The sequence below is a fragment of the Dorea sp. AM10-31 genome (assembly GCF_003435815.1).
Lineage (GTDB): Bacteria > Bacillota > Clostridia > Lachnospirales > Lachnospiraceae > Dorea_D > Dorea_D hominis.
In genome coordinates, this window is record NZ_QTUV01000006.1 from 160,206 (window position 1) to 177,933 (window position 17,728).

21 protein-coding genes are annotated in these 17,728 nt (G+C 38.0%); 19 read left to right on the forward strand and 2 right to left on the reverse strand.

Features of this window, described 5'->3' with window-relative positions:
• The first annotated feature begins 106 nt into the window (after positions 1-106).
• The 17 genes from DW125_RS10365 (at position 107) to DW125_RS10445 (ending at position 13,054) form a co-directional block, all read left to right on the forward strand.
• Positions 107-544: a PBECR4 domain-containing protein gene (locus tag DW125_RS10365; protein WP_117538066.1), complete on the forward strand. Its 438-nt coding sequence runs from the start codon at positions 107-109 to the stop codon at positions 542-544.
• 131 nt (positions 545-675) lie between these two features.
• A complete protein-coding gene (locus DW125_RS10370) occupies positions 676-1,035 on the forward strand; it encodes an ArsR/SmtB family transcription factor (protein ID WP_005330964.1) in 360 nt (119 codons plus the stop codon).
• A 59-nt stretch (positions 1,036-1,094) separates the two neighbouring features.
• A complete protein-coding gene (locus tag DW125_RS10375; protein WP_117538067.1) occupies positions 1,095-3,449 on the forward strand; it encodes a heavy metal translocating P-type ATPase in 2,355 nt (784 codons plus the stop codon).
• Positions 3,450-3,465: 16 nt separating this feature from the next.
• A complete protein-coding gene (locus tag DW125_RS10380) occupies positions 3,466-3,984 on the forward strand; it encodes a DUF6921 family protein (RefSeq protein WP_117538068.1) in 519 nt (172 codons plus the stop codon).
• 10 nt (positions 3,985-3,994) lie between these two features.
• Positions 3,995-4,534, forward strand: a complete 540-nt coding sequence (locus DW125_RS10385) for a pilus assembly protein PilX (RefSeq protein ID WP_117538069.1) — start codon at positions 3,995-3,997, stop codon at positions 4,532-4,534.
• On the forward strand, positions 4,531-6,075 hold the full coding sequence (locus DW125_RS10390; protein ID WP_117538070.1) for an FAD-binding protein: 1,545 nt from the start codon (positions 4,531-4,533) through the stop codon (positions 6,073-6,075). The genes DW125_RS10385 and DW125_RS10390 overlap by 4 nt, the downstream gene beginning before the upstream one ends.
• A complete protein-coding gene (locus DW125_RS10395; protein WP_330411881.1) occupies positions 6,072-6,782 on the forward strand; it encodes a succinate dehydrogenase/fumarate reductase iron-sulfur subunit in 711 nt (236 codons plus the stop codon). The genes DW125_RS10390 and DW125_RS10395 overlap by 4 nt, the downstream gene beginning before the upstream one ends.
• A gap of 135 nt (positions 6,783-6,917) precedes the next feature.
• Positions 6,918-7,217: an ArsR/SmtB family transcription factor gene (locus DW125_RS10400; RefSeq protein WP_005330972.1), complete on the forward strand. Its 300-nt coding sequence runs from the start codon at positions 6,918-6,920 to the stop codon at positions 7,215-7,217.
• Positions 7,218-7,236: 19 nt separating this feature from the next.
• Positions 7,237-7,650, forward strand: coding sequence for an arsenate reductase ArsC (locus tag DW125_RS10405; protein WP_005330974.1), 414 nt, complete (start codon positions 7,237-7,239; stop codon positions 7,648-7,650).
• Positions 7,651-7,937: 287 nt separating this feature from the next.
• Complete coding sequence (locus DW125_RS14290; protein WP_242992972.1) at positions 7,938-8,276, forward strand: hypothetical protein; 339 nt, start codon at positions 7,938-7,940, stop codon at positions 8,274-8,276.
• Positions 8,277-8,322: 46 nt separating this feature from the next.
• Positions 8,323-8,667: a replication initiator protein A gene (locus DW125_RS10415; RefSeq protein WP_117538072.1), complete on the forward strand. Its 345-nt coding sequence runs from the start codon at positions 8,323-8,325 to the stop codon at positions 8,665-8,667.
• Positions 8,667-9,482, forward strand: coding sequence for an ATP-binding protein (locus DW125_RS10420; protein WP_117538073.1), 816 nt, complete (start codon positions 8,667-8,669; stop codon positions 9,480-9,482). Before DW125_RS10415 ends, DW125_RS10420 begins: the two co-directional genes overlap by 1 nt.
• Complete coding sequence (locus DW125_RS10425) at positions 9,479-9,688, forward strand: MerR family transcriptional regulator (protein WP_117538074.1); 210 nt, start codon at positions 9,479-9,481, stop codon at positions 9,686-9,688. The genes DW125_RS10420 and DW125_RS10425 overlap by 4 nt, the downstream gene beginning before the upstream one ends.
• 508 nt (positions 9,689-10,196) lie before the next feature.
• Positions 10,197-11,033 carry a DUF2971 domain-containing protein gene (locus DW125_RS10430; protein WP_021859841.1) on the forward strand — a complete coding sequence of 279 codons (837 nt, stop codon included), beginning with the start codon at positions 10,197-10,199 and terminating at the stop codon, positions 11,031-11,033.
• 63 nt (positions 11,034-11,096) lie between these two features.
• Entirely contained in the window at positions 11,097-11,615 is a 519-nt protein-coding gene (locus DW125_RS10435) for a hypothetical protein (protein WP_021859842.1), read from the forward strand.
• 105 nt (positions 11,616-11,720) lie between these two features.
• Positions 11,721-12,464 carry a restriction endonuclease gene (locus tag DW125_RS10440; RefSeq protein WP_021859843.1) on the forward strand — a complete coding sequence of 248 codons (744 nt, stop codon included), beginning with the start codon at positions 11,721-11,723 and terminating at the stop codon, positions 12,462-12,464.
• A gap of 131 nt (positions 12,465-12,595) precedes the next feature.
• A complete protein-coding gene (locus tag DW125_RS10445) occupies positions 12,596-13,054 on the forward strand; it encodes a low molecular weight protein-tyrosine-phosphatase (protein WP_117538075.1) in 459 nt (152 codons plus the stop codon).
• 134 nt (positions 13,055-13,188) lie between these two features.
• Here the strand turns inward: DW125_RS10445 and DW125_RS10450 are convergent, their stop codons facing one another.
• Entirely contained in the window at positions 13,189-13,533 is a 345-nt protein-coding gene (locus DW125_RS10450; RefSeq protein ID WP_117538076.1) for a hypothetical protein, read from the reverse strand.
• A 183-nt stretch (positions 13,534-13,716) separates the two neighbouring features.
• On the opposite strand from DW125_RS10450, the gene DW125_RS10455 reads away from it, so the two are divergent.
• Together DW125_RS10455 and dtd are read left to right on the forward strand one after the other, a co-directional pair.
• A complete protein-coding gene (locus DW125_RS10455; protein WP_117538077.1) occupies positions 13,717-14,613 on the forward strand; it encodes a DMT family transporter in 897 nt (298 codons plus the stop codon).
• Between the two features lie 63 nt (positions 14,614-14,676).
• Positions 14,677-15,123: a D-aminoacyl-tRNA deacylase gene (gene dtd, locus DW125_RS10460; protein WP_117538078.1), complete on the forward strand. Its 447-nt coding sequence runs from the start codon at positions 14,677-14,679 to the stop codon at positions 15,121-15,123.
• 179 nt (positions 15,124-15,302) lie between these two features.
• Here dtd and DW125_RS10465 read toward each other — a convergent pair whose 3' ends face one another.
• Positions 15,303-17,432 carry a SulP family inorganic anion transporter gene (locus tag DW125_RS10465; protein WP_117538079.1) on the reverse strand — a complete coding sequence of 710 codons (2,130 nt, stop codon included), beginning with the start codon at positions 17,430-17,432 and terminating at the stop codon, positions 15,303-15,305.
• Positions 17,433-17,728 lie beyond the last annotated feature (296 nt).

The following is a 17,728-nucleotide window of genomic DNA, read 5'->3' on the forward strand; positions in this document are numbered from 1 at the left end:
CTTAACTGGGTACCGAGGCTGACAACCAGCAGAAAACTCTTTTACAAAAGTAATTCTCAGAAGAGTGTGGTTTAATGCCACACTCTTTTTGGCATGTGAGGTATAAGTGGCAACAAAGGTAGATAAGAAAAACGCAATACGACAAGGTATTACAGAGGTGGAAATCGTATATTTCCAAAATTTGGCAGGTAAAACATTTCTGTATGTTTGTGGAGATGAATATTTTGAAGTTTCTTTTCCAATAGATCACTTTCTACATTTAACAGGAGTGGAGACAAGACTTTCGGCCAAGGATTTTTATAAGAATGCAAAAAAATCTATTCTTACAAATAATCAGTTCTATTTTGACGCAAGACATGTATATGCAAATGCCAAAAGGAAACTTCCGTGTTTAAAACGCTTGCCGGAATTAACGAATGAAATGGTATGTGTTCTAAAAAATATGGAAACCATGACAATTACATATAAACTCAGCGTTACAAATTTGGAATTTACAGGAAGTGTGACAAGAAAGCCAAAACGGTATACTGGGAAAAAAGATTAAGAAAAGAATAAAGAGCTGGTTTTAATTGTAAAATTTATGGGGAACTAACATCAGTTTATTGACATGAATTTAAAAATAAGTATAATAATAGTTGAGTAATTGTTCAACTATTATTATTTGGAGGTGAATATATGCCAAAAACGTCTTATATTTGTAATTGCGATGTAATTCATGAGGATATTGTGAATGATGTGAAATCCAAGATGCAGCCGAAAGATGATTATATCCAGTTGGCTTCTTTGTTTAAGCTATTTGGAGATGGAACTAGAGTACAAATCTTACACGCTCTAGAACAGAGTGAGATGTGTGTATGTGATCTTGCAGTGCTACTGGGGGTAACAAAATCTGCAATTTCGCATCAGTTAAAGGCATTACGCCTTGCGAATCTGGTAAAATTCCGTAAAGAAGCACAGATAGTTTACTACTCGCTGGCAGATGATCATGTGAAAGAGATTATTGACAAGGGATTTGAGCATCTTTGGCAGAAATAATATTTTTTAACATTATAGTTGAGTAATTGAACAATTAAACAAATTATAAGGAGATTATCATGAAACGCATATTTCTATTAAAAGGGTTGGACTGTCCAAATTGTTCCGCAAAAATTGAAAAAGAAGTCGGAGAGTTGGATGGAGTGCAATCCTCAGTGGTAAATCTGATGAAGCAGACGCTTACAATCAATGTTGCTCAGACAGCCGCAGATACGATAGCCAGTCAGATTGAAACGATTGTTCATAGCCATGAGCCAGATGTGGAAGTTCAGGAAGAAACCGTTATGAATGTTACAAAGAGTTATTCATTAAAAGGGTTGGACTGTCCGAATTGTTCCGCAAAAATTGAAAAAGAAGTCGGAGAGTTGGATGGAGTGCAATCCTCAGTGGTAAATCTGATGAAGCAGACGCTTACAATCAATGTTGCTCAGACAGCCGCAGATACGATAGCCAGTCAGATTGAAACGATTGTTCATAGCCATGAGCCAGATGTGGAAGTTTCTGAAATTGTACAGGAATCTTATATACCGGAAAAAAAGCAGGAGGCCAATGAATCCTATAACAATGAGGATAAGAAGTTGACAGTTCGTTTAGCGACTGGTGCAGCAATCTATGCCATTGGTATGGCATTGACTGTTTTTGCGAAAGTGCCACTGCCTATCGAGTTAGCTTTTCTCATTGTTTCTTATGTTATTCTTGGTGGAGATGTTGTATGGCAGGCTGTGAGGAACATTTCAAAGGGGCGTGTATTTGATGAACATTTTTTGATGAGTGTTTCTACGATTGGGGCTTTTGTCATTGGTGAATATCCAGAAGCAGTTGCTGTTATGCTATTCTATCAGGTAGGTGAATTTTTTCAGTCATTGGCTGTTAAGCGTTCCAGAAAATCTATATCAGACTTAATGGATATACGTCCAGATTCTGCTACAGTAAGAAGAAATGGGGAATTGATTACCATATCTCCAGAAAATGTCTCCATTGGTGAGATTATTATTGTAAAGCCTGGTGAAAAAATTCCATTAGACGGTGTGGTATTGGATGGAGATTCTATGCTGGATACAAGGGCCTTAACAGGAGAATCAGTTCCGAGAAGTGTTCATAAAGGAGACGAAGCACTTTCCGGTTGTATGAATCAGACGGGTGTCTTAATGATTAAGACAACAAAAGCATTTGGTGAATCTACGGCTTCAAAGATTATTGATCTTGTGGAAAATGCGTCAAGCCGAAAAGCACCAACAGAAAATTTTATTACTACATTTGCACGTTATTATACACCTGTGGTTGTAATCTTAGCAGCTTTTCTGGCGATTCTGCCACCGATCATTCTTGGCGGAGGCTGGACAGAGTGGATTCGCAGAGGATTTGTTTTCCTTGTGGTATCTTGTCCATGTGCATTGGTTATTTCAATCCCGCTGACTTTCTTCGGCGGCATTGGTGCAGCATCTAAACGAGGTGTTCTTGTAAAAGGAAGCAATTATTTAGAGGCACTTAATAATGTCAGCGTTATTGTGTTCGATAAAACCGGAACACTTACAAAAGGTGTTTTCAATGTGACGGATATTTTGCCTGCAAATGGATTTTCAAAAGAACAGGTTCTGGAGTATGCGGCAGAGGCAGAGAGTTTTTCTAACCATCCTATTGCAAAATCCATTCTTGCTGCTTATGAAAAAGAAATTGATCAGTCAGTGATTTCTGATTATAAGGAAATTTCAGGATATGGAATCAGTGTAATGGCAGGGGAAAAGAAAGTTTTTGCTGGCAATACGAAACTTATGGATACAGAATGTATAGAGTACACAACCTGTGAAAAAGCAGGTACAAAAGTTTATTTGGCTGTAGATGGTCAATATGCAGGATGTATTTTGATAACAGATGAAGTGAAGCCGGACAGTAAAAAAGCAATTTCTGACCTGAAACATATCGGCGTGGAAAAAACAGTCATGCTTACCGGTGATGATGAAAAAATTGGGAAGTCTGTTGCAGAAGAATTGCAGTTGGATAAATATTATGCACAGCTGCTTCCTGACCAAAAAGTGGAAAAGGTTGAGCTTTTAGATAGTAAAAAGAGACCGGGAAGCAAATTGGCTTTTGTTGGTGATGGTATCAATGACGCTCCTGTCCTTGCCCGTGCAGATGTTGGTATTGCAATGGGTGGGCTTGGTTCGGATGCGGCCATTGAAGCAGCAGATGTAGTTCTGATGACAGATGAACCGTCTAAGCTGGTGGACGCGATTGAAGTAGCAAAAGCGACAAAACAGATTGTCATGCAGAATATAGTGATTGCTCTTGGGATTAAGAGTGTGTTCCTGATTCTTGGCGCTCTTGGTATTGCGGGAATGTGGGAAGCTGTATTTGGTGATGTAGGCGTTACCATAATTGCTGTTTTGAACGCAATGAGAATTTTGAAAAAATAGGAAATGAGGTGGAAATGTGAAACGAAAACTGATTCTGTTAGTTGTTACGATTGTTTTTCTTGTAGGTTTTGGTGTCATTTTACATTCACCGCCTTCTATGATTGATACAGTCACAGGAGCAACACCGAAGTCAAAAAAGGCGGCTCAAGCCTCCGCACAGTTGGAAGGCTCTTATGTTCTCGGTATTAATATGATGTCAGATGGTCTCGACAACGAGAACACCCGGAATAAATTAAAAGAATTGGCACTGGACGATTCGGAAACAAATGAAACAGATCTCATGAAAACGGACATTAGTTTTCGGTTATATGTATCTGAGACGGATTATCCGCTTGTCAGTTATGCTAAGAAACTCTGTGACAGGTTGAAACAGGTCGGTTTTTCCGTAGATCTGAAAGAGTACAGTAACACAATGATGCTATCAAGAGTGGTAAGTGGAAAGTATGATGTATTCCTGGCATCGGATGATTTTATTGACGTTACAACGCTAACACAGATGGACTATATGATCATGGACAGCGAAGAAATGAGGTGAGCGGGAATTTATGAGAAAATGGAATACGATTTTGTCTGTTTTAATGCTTCTCATTTTTATGATTCATGGAATCATGGGCAGCTTTATGCTGAACGGAGTTGGAAGTAGTGCAGGGAAACTTCTTGCATGGATTGGTGTTGGTATTCTTGTTATGCATACGGTGATTGGTGTCATCCTGACAGTTCAGAGTTTACAGACAGCGAAGCAATCAGGAAAAATGTATCTGAAACAAAACGTCATATTTTGGGCGAGACGAGCCAGTGGGATGGCAATACTGATTCTGCTGTTATTCCATATTGGCTTGTTTGGAAAGGTGCAGAATGGGACATATATTTTGTTCCCTTTTACAACGGTAAAGATGGTAACTCAGCTTTTGTTCGTAGCGGCAATCTTTGTTCATATTTTTATCAATATACGCCCATTGCTCGTATCACTTGGAATCATTAGTTATAAAGAACGAAGGAGCGATATTTATTTGATCCTTTCGGTGCTTCTTCTTTTTATAGCGGGAGCGGTTATTTTATATTATATTGGGTGGCAATATCTATGAGTAAGACAATTATTATTATAGGTGCTGGACTGGCAGGACTTTCAGCGGCTTTGCAGGCAGCGGAAAATGGATGCAATGTAAAACTGGTTTCCTTCCTTCCGTCAGAGCGGGCACAGTCTGTTATGGCGGAGGGCGGTATCAACGCAGCTTTGAATACAAAAGATGAAAACGACAGTCCCGAAGAACATTTTACAGATACAATAAAGGCAGCATGTGGTCTGGCAGATCCAAATGCAGTTTGGGGAATGACACAGGCAGCACCGGAGCTGGTGCACTGGCTGCTAAAACTTGGAGTTAAATTTAACATGAGTGGCTATGATGATGTGGATCTGCGGAATTTTGGCGGGCAGAAAAAGAAAAGGACTGCTTTTGCGCAGAGTGATACCGGGAAGCAGATCATGACAGCTATGATAGACGCTGTTCGCAGGAAAGAAGCATCTGGTATGGTAGAACGGTTCAGCCATCATTCTTTCCTAACACTTCGTCTGTGTGACAATATTTGTTGTGGCTGCGTAATCAGGGATGAATACAGTCAGGAGACTGTGGAATTACCGGGGGATGCGGTTATTGTTGCTACCGGTGGTATGCACGGATTGTTTGGAAATACAACGGGTTCGCTGAGCAATACAGGAGAAGTCACCGCAGAATTGTTCCGGCTTGGTGTTCCTCTGGCAAATGGCGAGATGATCCAGTATCATCCGACAACTGTGAAATGTGGTGGAAAACGCATGCTCATCAGCGAGGCGGCCAGAGGGGAAGGTGGCAGGTTGTTTGCCATGAAAGATGGAAAACAATGGTATTTCATGGAGGAAAAATACCCGGAGCTTGGAAATCTGATGCCACGAGATATTACCGCCAGAGAGATATGGAAGGTCAGCCATGAATCAGAGGTATTTCTTGACATGACGGAAATATCGGACGAGATTATTTCAAATAAGCTATCTGGTCTGGCAGACGATTGTATGACCTATCTGCATAAAGATATACGAAAGGAACCGGTGTCTGTTTTACCGGGAATTCACTATTTTATGGGAGGCATTCTGGTGGATGAGCAGCACAGAACGCCGATTCAGAATCTTTACGCTGCCGGAGAATGCTGTGCCCAATATCATGGTGCCAACCGTCTTGGTGGAAATTCTCTGTTAGGAGCGTTATACGGAGGACGTGTTGCGGCAAAATCAGCATGCGAACAGGCAGATGTAGTAGATCTATCTTGTGCGACACAGATAGGTTTTCCACCAGCGTCCCAAATTTCAGAAATAAAGCAATTAAACAAAGTGATGCAGGAGACTATGGGCGTTGTCAGAAATGAGAATACGTTGTTAAATGGGATTCAAACGGTACAAGCGTTGACAGGAAATCTTCCATTGCTTGGCATGGCAGTTCTAAAGAGTGCTCTTGCAAGAAAAGAAAGCCGTGGTGCACACTGGCGGGAGGATTATCCGAAGAGCAATGACGATGATTACCTTAAAACAACGGTAGCCAGATTTGATGGAAAGCAGATACAGATTTCCTTTGTACCTGTTCCAGAAAGGCGGTGATTCACTTGGTATATAAAATAAGAATCAGGCGGCAGGAGAGTCAGAAATCAGACAGTTATTGGCAGGAATTTGAGTTTGACGGAAGCAAAAACAGCTCTGTTGCCAATGTTCTAAAGGAATTGAACAGTAGAACCCCTTTGAAAGATAATTCAGGTAATATAGTTACTCCCATCAGCTGGGAATGTAGCTGTATGGTGCGAAAATGTGGGGCTTGCGCCATGCTGATTAACGAACGTCCGAGGCTGGCATGCTCTACATTTCTACATACGTTAAAAGGTTCTACAATCACCTTGGAACCTTTAAGCAAATTTCCGCTTGTAAGAGATTTGATCGTTGACCGGTCAATTCTGTTTGAAAATTTGAAAAAACTGAACCTTTGGCTTGAAAGTGAAGCTTATATGAATCCGTGGACACATGAACCGAGATACCAGTCGGCACGCTGTCTGACGTGTGGCTGCTGCCTTGAAGTGTGTCCTAACTTCTCTGCAAATGGGACTTTCGCAGGCGCTGTTGCTGCAGTCAACGCATTTCGGATTCTGAATGAAGAACAGGAAAGCACTCATTTGAATGAGATTTCTGCTGAATATAAGAAGAAATATTTTGAGGGATGCGGGAAGTCGTTATCTTGTCATGATATTTGTCCGATTGGTCTGCCTGTGGAAGAACTGCTTGTAAGGTCGAATGCAGCGGCTGTTTGGGGCAAATAAAATGGATGATAAAAGCTATAATGAATGTATGAAGAGAATCAAAAACTTGATTCTCTTTTTTAAAATACATACATTGACAAATATCTATGTATATATTATATTGAACATAGACAATGATCAATGTGAGGTGTCAATATGAATGCAATGGATGTGGCTTTGATATGCAAGGCTTTGGGCGATGCGAACCGGCTGGAAATTGTACAGATGCTGTCGGATGGAGAAAAGTGCGGGTGTAAACTTTTGGAAAGATTTGAAATTACCCAGCCAACTTTATCCCATCATATGAAGATACTGGTAGGATGCGGCCTTGTGAATGATCGTAAGGAAGGAAAATGGCATCACTATTCTTTGAATTGTGAGACATTGATGAATTACAAACACTTTATAGAATCCCTTACTTGCCTTGGATGCGGTGACGGGGATTGTTGTAAATAATTTAAGGAGAAGTTCAAGTATGAATAAGAAAAAAGTTGCTTTTATATGCGTTCATAATTCATGCAGAAGCCAGATTGCAGAAGCTTTGGGAAAACATCTGGCTTCGGATGTATTTGAAAGTTATTCGGCAGGGACAGAAACGAAACTACAGATTAATCAGGATGCAGTCCGGATTATGAAAGAATTGTATGGAATTGATATGGAAGCAGAAGGACAATATAGTAAGCTGATTGATGAGATACCAGTACCGGATATTGCAATTTCAATGGGTTGTAATGTGGGATGTCCGTTTATCGAAAGACCGTTTGATGATAATTGGGGACTTGAAGATCCAACCGGAAAGAGTGACGAAGAGTTTAAGAAGGTTATTGATGAGATAAGGATGCAAATTTTTATATTGAAACAACGATTGGATGAATTTGAAGAAAACTAAAGAAGTTGAGAAATTGCAGTTTGTCGAACGGATGAGATACAAAAAAACATATAAGAATAATCAACAAGGCAGGTGGTTTTATAACAAGACTGTCTGCCTTCTTTTATGCCAGCAGAGGCTATTTCAAAGGGGCATCCAAAAGACATACAATATATAGGCTCAAATGGCGAAAGTGCCCATTTGGGCCTATTATTGCATGAATTCATATGTTACATCCAGAGCAAGATCCACCCGTGTATTACAGTATTGTCATTTTGACAATTTTGTATTACTTACGAGTAGTAGACTTGATGGAGATTACGTCCCCATACCCACGTGAAAATATAATTGCTGGCAATTACATTTTAGCAGACACGCAAGCGTTTCTGAGTAAGTGTCACAGACAACAAAATAAGGAAATTTTGATAAGGCATTCACCTGGAATAGGTGAGTGTTTTTTGTTTTCAAATATTCAATTAACCGAAAAAATTAAAAAAATTTCATCAGGGGGCTGTAAAAATGCCTCTCAGCGTTTCGTATTAATGAAAGGGTATTTGGGCGGGAAAAATAAAAAACTTTCCTCAAGAGCCTGTATTTATGCCCTTCATCTTTTGAATATATGTAAGGACATTTTTGAGCCGGCATAAAAATGATTTTTACAATAATTAGAAACAGAAATGAGGCGAGAAAAGAATGAAATATGAATACATGAAGGAGTCAGAGCAGATGCTTCAGTACTTCCAGTTTCCGAAGTTTTTGCTCAAACTGCGCATTTCCCAAACTGCAAAATTTCTTTATATGATATTGTATGACCGGGCACGGATATCGAGAAAGAATAGCTGGATAGACAAGTATGGAAATGTTTATCTGATATTTCCAATAGAAGAATTGTCTGTTCAAATCGATAAATGCAAATCTTCTGTAAAAACAGCGTTGAAGGAATTAGATGATGCGGCACCTAGTAAAGTAACTGAGAAATATAAAAGTAATAAATATCATGAAGTAAATTATTGCTATGGGGAAGGAGAGAGTTTGTGATGAGAGAAGAAGATACCGTATGTGTAGGCAGTGATGGTTTGCAATATTGCAAAGTCTGTGGGGAAGCGAAAGAAGCATTTTTTCCTAAGGGTGACTTTATGGGGATGAAGAAACATTCCAGGCGATGTGCTTGTGACAGAAAAGCGTATGAAGAAGAACAAAAATATTTTAAAGACAAAGAGCACCGGGAATTAGTCAGCAGAAATACGAGCATCTGTTTTGACAAGAGCAGAATGGAGGAGTGGACATTTGAGAATGTAGATATGTCAGATGCGGTAATGCATAAGGCAAAAAAATATGTTGATAACTGGGAGAAAATGAAAAGAAACCATATAGGTTGTTTGTTCTGGGGACCGGTTGGGACTGGGAAAAGTTATGTTGCCGGGTGTATTGCCAATGAACTTCTTAAGCGGGAAGTAACGGTAAAGATGACAAACTTCAATACCATTATTGATGATATATTTCCGCTGGCAGACAAAACGGAATATATCAATGCTTTGGCTTCTTATCAGCTTTTGATTATTGATGATCTTGGAGTGGAACGAAATTCGGAGTATGTGTTAGGAATTATTTTTAGCGTCATAGACCGCAGGATCCGTTCAGGACGGCCTTTGATCATCACAACTAATCTTCCACTGAAAGAAATAAAAAGCGAGACCATGTTGGATAAAAGGCGTATCTATGACCGTATTTTGGAAATGTGTACACCAATGTATGTTGGAGGCACAAGCAAACGAGAAGCGATTGCAAGTATGAAAATGGAGAAAGCGAAAACCTTGTTGAATACCAATAGAGGGGAGGAGAAATGCGAATGAATCATACAGAAAAAACAATACCTGTTTGGAAGAAATATTCTTTAAATGTTTCCGAAGCGGCTGAATATTACGGAATTGGAGAAAAGAGATTGAGACAGATCGCAGGTGAAAATGAAGGAGCAGATTTTATTTTGGAAGTAGGTTCTCATATTCGATTCAAAAGGAAATTGTTTGAAGATTATCTGAATACAGCCAGTACAGTTTAAGTGACAGAATAGAAGAAATAGTAATGAAAATAATGTTCATTTTATCTTAGCGAAGGGAAGGTCTTGTGGTATAATGAATAAACCGAGACGGTCTTCCAAGTTAAATGAACATTTGATGAAGGAGACTAAAATATTATGAGTGAAAAACGGAGAGATCATAGAGGACGTATATCTCCACAATGGAGAAATTTTTAAATTGAAAATAGCAAGGTGTAAAATAGAAAAATATACACCTTATTTTACACCTTTTGCGGACGATATTATGCGAAAATAAACCAGGTTATGCCAGAAAAGAAAAATTCACAAAGGCTTACAAAGCCCGAAAAACTAAGAAATGCGAGGTTATGCAACTATGATAAAAGTACTTTTTATCTGCCACGGCAGGAGTTTTTCTTTTGCCCAAATCTCCTTATTTTATGCAGATTTCCTTACAATAGGAGAGTGTATTACAACGATTTTACAACTTTTGAAAAATGTTCCGATATGACGAAAAAGGAGATAGTAGAGAATGAAATATTTATACCATTATACAAGTTTAGAAACATTAGCTTTGATTTTGAGAAATAAAACAATTTGCTTTAATAACTTGTTGTACGTTGATGACCTTGATGAAGCAGAAACAGAAGATATGGGGAAGTTTGGAAAATTTGTCTATGTGAGTTGCTGGACTGAAGATTCAGAGGAATCTATACCTTTGTGGAATTTATATACACCGAATATGCATGGCGTTAGAATACGAATGCCTGAATTTCCGTTTAAAAAATATAGATTTAAAAAAGGAGAATATTTTTTATCTGAAGATGTAGATACATATATAAATTTGAAGAAAATATACGAAGAAAACAAGGCTAGTATTGTTTCTACAGAACCACATTTAGAAAAGATTGAATATACAGATTCTCAAGATAAGTTATTTCCCAAAATTAGAACAGAATCTTGTGAAGATGCAGTTAAAAAGTTTTTGGAAGCCAAAACAATGTCTGATATTACCCAGGGTAATATATCTATTTCCTATTCATTAAAAGATATAGGACGATTTAAAAGAACAAATTGGGCTTTTCAGAAAGAGTGGAGATATATAATTTCACTTTCTCCTATGGGATTAAAAGAGGCTTATCCGGCTAGTTTTGAAAAACATCAAGAACAAATTAGAAGAATTGAGGACACATTATCAAAGCCACCATATAATCAATTGTTTTTAGAAATAGATGATAAAGTGCTAGAAGAAATAGAAATTGTATTTGGACCTAAAATGAGTGAAGCGGAAAAAATATTAGCTATTGCGTTGATTAAAGAATATTGTCCACAAGCCGTATATACAGAAAGTGTTCTGAAAATAAGATAAAATGTATTATAGATTGAGTTTTTTACTAACCTAAAATTCATACTGCTGGAGGAGTAAAAAATAATGAATTGGGAAGCAATTAGTGCCATAGGGCAAATTTTAGGAATATTAATTACATTTATGGTAGGGTGTATTGCAATGTTACCATATATGAGAAAATTCAATATTTATTTTTCTTTTATGTATAACGTGGATAAAAAACCTACATTTGTTGTAACGAACAATAGTCAAAAAGGACAGTTTATAAATCGTATAATTTTGTATAGTGGAAAATGGAGTAGAAAATCATTTTGTGTTATAGAAATGTTAGACATTCAAGATGATTTGCTAGCAGATAATATTGAATTTTTTGTTGCTCCGAATTCTTATTGTAAAATTAGTGCTAATGCCACTAGAATGGTAAAATATATTACTCATTGTGATGTATATTTTTCAAAGCGTAAGAAAGTCTATATTACATTAGATTTTGGAGATAAACTTTCTAAAAGATATTGTACGCAGATAAGAACTTATGAGTTTTTACAAATGCTAATTAGTGAAACAGAAGCATATCAAGACTTGAATATTGATACGCTGTTTTAGGAATAAAGTGAACAAGCATGTAATCGGTTAGTTGTAAAATAGGGAGAGTTTTACAACTTTTAAAAGATATTTCGATATGAAGATATAATACGAGGAAAAAACAGTATGAAGGCAGGAAAAGAATTGGAAAATTATGTACAATTTGTATATCAAAAATTGTTGGATTTTATGGATGAAGGTGCAATGGTATCATCTAATGTATCAGTAATAGGAAAATCGGGAGTTAAGCATGAGTTTGATGTATACTATGAATTTCAGCATTTGAATATGAGACATCGTATTGCTATAGAATGCAAAGATTGGAATACTCCTGTAAGTAAAGGTGAGGTGGGAGAGTTTTTGTCAAAATTAAATGATTTGAATAATATTTCGGGGATGATGGTGGCTAAATCAGGTTATCAAGAAGGCGCAAAACAATTTGCAGAATCCAATGGCATTCATTTAATGGAAACAAAAGACTTACCTTCTTTAGGAGAAATAGTTGCTGGTGTAATTAAAGAGGCATTTCTTCCAGATGAAGCCACTCAAGGGGCTCCTTTCTGGACATTAATGGAAATACAATCAGGTGAAATAACAGGAACCTATTTTTCTTTGCCAGAAGGAAAGCCGATAGTACCATTCTTCTATTCTAAAGTAATTGCAGAAAAAATGAGGGAAAAATTACTAGATGCAGAAAATTGGGTGGTTAGAGGGGTATCTCAGTATCAATTAAAAGGATTTGTAGCTCAAATGGAAGTTTTGGGTGTTGAAGCAGCGGTGTTTTATGTGCCATATTGGAAAGAAGGAGAAACAGATGTGCCAATGGTTATCATACCGAAAGAAAAATTAAAAGAAGAGTATATATATTAATACCTATTTTACAACTTTTGATAGCCAAAATATGAGGGTTTATAAGAAGATACAGAAACTATAAGAAAAATGAAAATTGTAAAGAACTTTCAAATACAAGGAAATGTGACGATTTAAGGAGATATAAGAACATGATAAAAATACTATTTGTTTGCCACGGCAATATCTGCCGTTCAACCATGGCAGAATACGTTATGAAATATTTAGTAGAGCAGGCAGAGCTTTCTGCCGACTTCTACATTGATTCTGCGGCGACCAGCCGGGAGGAGATTGGTAATGGTGTACACTGTGGTACAAGAAAGAAATTAAAAGAAGTTGGCATCCCTTGCGGGGATCACCGTGCACGCCAGATGACAAGAAGAGATTACGATGAATTTGATTATCTGATAGGAATGGAAAGCTGGAATATCCGCAACATGTTACGAATTGTCGGAGATGATCCGGAACAGAAAATTTATAAATTACTGGATTTTACAGACCGGAAGGGTGAGGATATTGCCGATCCATGGTACACAGGAAATTTTGATGCGACTTATCGTGATGTGAGAGAAGGATGCGAAGCTCTTCTTGCAAGGCTTGTGAATCGATAAGGATGCTTGAAAAAGCAGTGCTTTCGATTGGTGTGATTGACCAGGAAGGTGTATGCTTGAAAACAATAATCGCAGCAGACCTTTGTGTGACGTCCTTAAGGAATGCACTGGATCTGCTGCGATAATATTACATATTATTCACAATATTTAGCAAGATCTTTCTTGAATCCGGCGAGCTGTTCAGAAAGAGCGGCAGTGTTTTCATCAGAAAGAGTTTCAAGAATAGCCTGCATGTCAGATTTAATTTTTTCTGGATTATATGGAACTTCCAGAGCGAAGTCGCTATATGCGCGGATTTTCTGGAAATACATGTTTGTTTCTTTTTCTTCTTGCTGGTTCCGGCACATCTGATACATAGATACGCTATCGGTAGCATCTAATTCCGTACATTCTTTACAAATCCATTTTCCAAGAAAATAGTATTTTCCATCGATTTCATATATAAATCCCGGTTGCTGTAAAAATTCTTCTAATAACATAATAGAACCTCCTTTTTAATTGATTATACCGTAACAAATGTAGATGGAAAATGCAACATTCTTGCGAAAAATCAATAATGTATCGCATTTATAGATATGAGCCGATAATACATTTTTATACACTTACGCGAATAAATATGCTATAATAAAAATTCGCAGAGATTTTTTGAGGGAGGATATAAGATGAGACCGAAAAATGCATGTATGTTGTTGCTGACAGCATTTATATGGGGAACTGCATTTGTTGCACAAAGTGTGGGAATGGACTATTTGGAACCATTTACGTTTAACGGTGTAAGATGCCTGATCGGAGCAATTGCATTGCTACCGTGTATCTGGTTCTTTAATCGTGGAAAAGAAAAAGAGAATAAGATAAATGATGAAAATGCAAAAAGAGATTTAATTAAGGGCGGAATTGCCTGCGGTATTTTACTGTTTGCAGCAAGCAGTCTGCAACAAATCGGGCTGGTATATACAGCAGCTGGTAAGGCCGGATTTATCACAGCCTTTTATATTGTACTTGTTCCGGTATTTGGCATTTTCCTTCATAAAAATATAGGATGGAAAGTATGGACAGCCGTTGCAATAGCACTGGCAGGACTTTATTTCTTGTGTATTACAGAGGCATTTACCATTGGAGTTGGAGATATTTACGTGCTTTTATGTGCATTGATCTTCTCGGTTCACATATTAGTTGTAGATCATTATGCACCAAAAGTAGATGGAGTAAAATTATCATGTATACAGTTCTTGGTCGCTGGTATTGTATCTATTCCATTTATGTTGATATTAGAAAGTCCAAAGATGGGAAATATGATGACAAGCTGGTTCCCGTTGATTTATGCCGGGGTATTTTCCTGCGGAATTGCATATACTTTGCAGATCCTTGGACAGAAGAATGTTAATCCGGCGATTGCATCGCTGATTTTAAGTTTGGAATCCTGCTTTTCTGTATTATCTGGCTGGGTAATTTTGGGAGAGCGGTTATCGGCAAGAGAGACAATAGGATGTATTATGATGTTTGCGGCAATCATTCTGGCGCAGATTCCAGACAAAAAGAGCAGTGCAGATACAAACTAAAAATACAGTAACTGGTGCTTTGTAAGAGTATAGAAACTATTTAACATAGAAAGGAAAGAAAACATGAGATTTGTAATTCAGAGAGTATTAGAAAGTGAAGTAAAGGTAGACGGTGAGAGTCTGGGCAAGATTGGAAAAGGGTTCATGGTACTGATCGGTGTCAGCGATTCCGATACAAAAGAAGTAGCAGATAAGATGGTGAAAAAAATGCTTGGACTGCGCATTTTTGAGGATGAACAGGGCAAAACGAATCTTTCTCTGGAAAGCGTAGACGGAGAGCTCCTTCTGATTTCTCAGTTTACGTTATATGCAAACTGTAAGAGAGGAAACCGTCCAAGCTTCATCGAAGCGGGTGCACCGGATATGGCATCGGATATGTATGAGTACATTGTTGAGAAATGCAAAGAACAGGTACCGGTTGTAGAGCGCGGACAGTTTGGAGCAGATATGAAAGTAAGTCTGGTAAATGACGGACCGTTTACGATAGTTTTGGATTCAGATACACTTTAAGATTCAGGCAAATATAAAAAATAAAGATATCATTAATGGAAAATGAGCGTCTGCAAATGTATAATACTGCAGGCGCTCATTTTGACTGCCATAGTATATGGAAAAAGCTGCCAGTGGCGGGCTCTGCGGGTAACTATGAGAGTAAAAGTTTATTGTATTCTGGGCTTTTGCTGCCGAATCTAAGAGTCTGATTTGCCAAGATGTTTTCTCTGGTGTTCCAGACGTTCTTCCAGCTTTTTGCGATGCTTTTCCAGTTTTTCAAAAATTTCCGGATGCTCACGTAATATTTTGTCTTTCAGTATACGTCTTCGCTTTTCAATCAGCTGGTAAATGAGATGTTTATTGTCAGCAAGACTCTTTGGCATTTCATCTACATGCAGTTCAATACGGCGTAAGATTTCGTCTTCGTCAAAAGCTCCAAGTGAATGCCAGCTTTCCAGGTGATCTTCCAGACCATTTTCAATAATTTCTTCAATATCTTTCAAACCGTGAATATGATTTAAAATATGATGAACCTCATGCTCGATTTCCTCAACAACCTGATCACCGTAAGCCCAGGAAAATTCTTCCAGTGTATTTTCTTCTTCGGCAGGAAGAAAGCTAAGACGACGTGTAACGAATTCACGCTCTTCTTCTGGAACATCCAGTGTATATGGCGGCAGGATTTCTGCATCATGAAGTGCCGCAAGAATTGTCCTTCGTACATGACCTTCACGGATCAGATGTTCTATTCCGAGCTGGCGCATCTGCAGATTCAGTTGTTCTGTATGCTCTGTAATATAGAATTTTATATTTTTCTTTGAAAAACTTGCCGTCAGTTCTTCCAGATGATCGGCAGCAGTGATATCCATGCTGTTAACTGCGCGTGCATCGATAATAATGACTTTCGTGTCTTCTTTAATTGCATTTTCCAGATCTGACTGAAGTACATTAATATTTGCAAAAAAGAGATTTTCGTTGAAACGATACAGAAGAACTCCTTTTATTGGATAGGCATATATATTTCTGCTCAGATCATGATAGCCTTCTTTGCCAGGTATAATACCAAGGAAAAAACGGTTTGGATTCGCGGCTTTTGTGATGACAGCGAAGAAGGAAAGCAGTACACCGATCAATACGCCATAAATAGTACCCAGGCATAATACACTGATGCAGGCAGCCATAAATATATGAAATTCCTGTTTGCTCTGGTGAAAGAGCCGAATACATAAATGAATTTCAACGACATCCATTAATGCAGAAATAACAATAGCGGTCAGAATAGGAACAGGAAGAAATCCAATAAATCCTGTAAAAAACAAAAGTAAAAATGTCATTGTTATACCGGCTGTAATAGAAACAACCTGTGAATGTCCACTATATTGTTCGTTCATTGATGTACGGGAAATACTTCCATTTACAGGGCAGGAGCCAACAATAGCGGAAGCAATATTACCGGCAGCACATGCCAGAATTTCCTGACGATCTTCCAGCGGATAGCCATTCCGGAAAGCAAAATTATTTTCAGCAAGTAAAGTTTCAGCCATTACGACAAGTGAGATCATGAGTCCACGCCCGGCAGCCTGTGTAAGGTCAATCTGACTGAAATCCGGAAAAGTAAGAGCCGGAAGTCCACGGTTTACGGAGGCGAGTAACTGCACACCATATGTATCAATATGCAGGAAAATAGTACATAAAACTGCGAGAAACATAACCAAAATAGCAATCGGAAATTTCGGAATGAATTTTTTGCAAAGTCTTATGACAAGCAAAGTAATAATTCCTAATAATAAGGAAAGCCAGTGAATGTTTCTTGCAGCGGAATAAATATATTCAGCCAGCTCGATGATTTCACCGGATCCCGCGGAACTTCCCATAAGCTTTGGTATTTGCATTAAAATAATCGTCAAAGCGATACCGCTGATAAATCCACCCATGACAGGCGTAGAGATGAAGCTGACCATTCGGTCTGCCCGGATAAAATAAAAAAAGAGCAGCCACAACCCTGTAAATAGTGCCAGTGCCGAAACATAGTTTAGAGCTTCTCTGGAACCCGGAGTGATGCCGAGTGTAAGGAGAGCGCTTCCGGCGAGGGCAGCAGGCGCAGCATCCACACCGAAAATAAACTGGCGTGAAGTGGAAAAAATTGCAAATAATAAAATAGGTAAAACAGAACCGTATAAACCATATACCGCGGGCAGCCCTGAAATCTGTGCATAACCCATAGAAATAGGAATAGATACAGCAGCAATGATAATTCCGGAGAAAATATCCTGTTTTAAATAATTTTTGTCATAATTTCTTAATGTAGATAAAATATGTATTTTCATAATGAAGACCTCCAATAGAAATAATAGTGAAAATATATGTAGGTTTCAATCTTTGCTTTTTGTTTTCATTGAAATTATAACAGTATAAAAAGAAAAGAACAATCAAAAGAAAATCAAAAGAAAATTAGAAAAAGTTGTTGACAGGAAAATTTATACTGTGATATATTAGATAGGCTGTCGTAAGAGAGCAGAATAACTCAGAAATGAGTTGCAAAAAAGATTAAAATAATTATTGACAAAGAGTTGAAATTATGATAATCTATTATAGCTGTCGTGTGAGACACACCTGAGAAGCG

Excerpts from the sequence above, each read along its gene's own strand:
- DW125_RS10370 (WP_005330964.1), top strand. The coding sequence starts at position 676 with ATGCCAAAAACGTCTTATATTTGTAATTGCGATGTAATTCATGAGGAT.
- DW125_RS10375 (WP_117538067.1), top strand. The coding sequence starts at position 1,095 with ATGAAACGCATATTTCTATTAAAAGGGTTGGACTGTCCAAATTGTTCC.
- DW125_RS10385 (WP_117538069.1), top strand. The coding sequence starts at position 3,995 with ATGAGAAAATGGAATACGATTTTGTCTGTTTTAATGCTTCTCATTTTT.
- DW125_RS10390 (WP_117538070.1), top strand. The coding sequence starts at position 4,531 with ATGAGTAAGACAATTATTATTATAGGTGCTGGACTGGCAGGACTTTCA.
- DW125_RS10400 (WP_005330972.1), top strand. The coding sequence starts at position 6,918 with ATGAATGCAATGGATGTGGCTTTGATATGCAAGGCTTTGGGCGATGCG.
- DW125_RS10405 (WP_005330974.1), top strand. The coding sequence starts at position 7,237 with ATGAATAAGAAAAAAGTTGCTTTTATATGCGTTCATAATTCATGCAGA.
- DW125_RS10415 (WP_117538072.1), top strand. The coding sequence starts at position 8,323 with ATGAAATATGAATACATGAAGGAGTCAGAGCAGATGCTTCAGTACTTC.
- DW125_RS10420 (WP_117538073.1), top strand. The coding sequence starts at position 8,667 with ATGAGAGAAGAAGATACCGTATGTGTAGGCAGTGATGGTTTGCAATAT.
- DW125_RS10425 (WP_117538074.1), top strand. The coding sequence starts at position 9,479 with ATGAATCATACAGAAAAAACAATACCTGTTTGGAAGAAATATTCTTTA.
- DW125_RS10430 (WP_021859841.1), top strand. The coding sequence starts at position 10,197 with ATGAAATATTTATACCATTATACAAGTTTAGAAACATTAGCTTTGATT.
- DW125_RS10435 (WP_021859842.1), top strand. The coding sequence starts at position 11,097 with ATGAATTGGGAAGCAATTAGTGCCATAGGGCAAATTTTAGGAATATTA.
- DW125_RS10440 (WP_021859843.1), top strand. The coding sequence starts at position 11,721 with ATGAAGGCAGGAAAAGAATTGGAAAATTATGTACAATTTGTATATCAA.
- DW125_RS10445 (WP_117538075.1), top strand. The coding sequence starts at position 12,596 with ATGATAAAAATACTATTTGTTTGCCACGGCAATATCTGCCGTTCAACC.
- DW125_RS10450 (WP_117538076.1), bottom strand. The coding sequence starts at position 13,533 with ATGTTATTAGAAGAATTTTTACAGCAACCGGGATTTATATATGAAATC.
- DW125_RS10455 (WP_117538077.1), top strand. The coding sequence starts at position 13,717 with ATGAGACCGAAAAATGCATGTATGTTGTTGCTGACAGCATTTATATGG.
- dtd (WP_117538078.1), top strand. The coding sequence starts at position 14,677 with ATGAGATTTGTAATTCAGAGAGTATTAGAAAGTGAAGTAAAGGTAGAC.
- DW125_RS10465 (WP_117538079.1), bottom strand. The coding sequence starts at position 17,432 with ATGAAAATACATATTTTATCTACATTAAGAAATTATGACAAAAATTAT.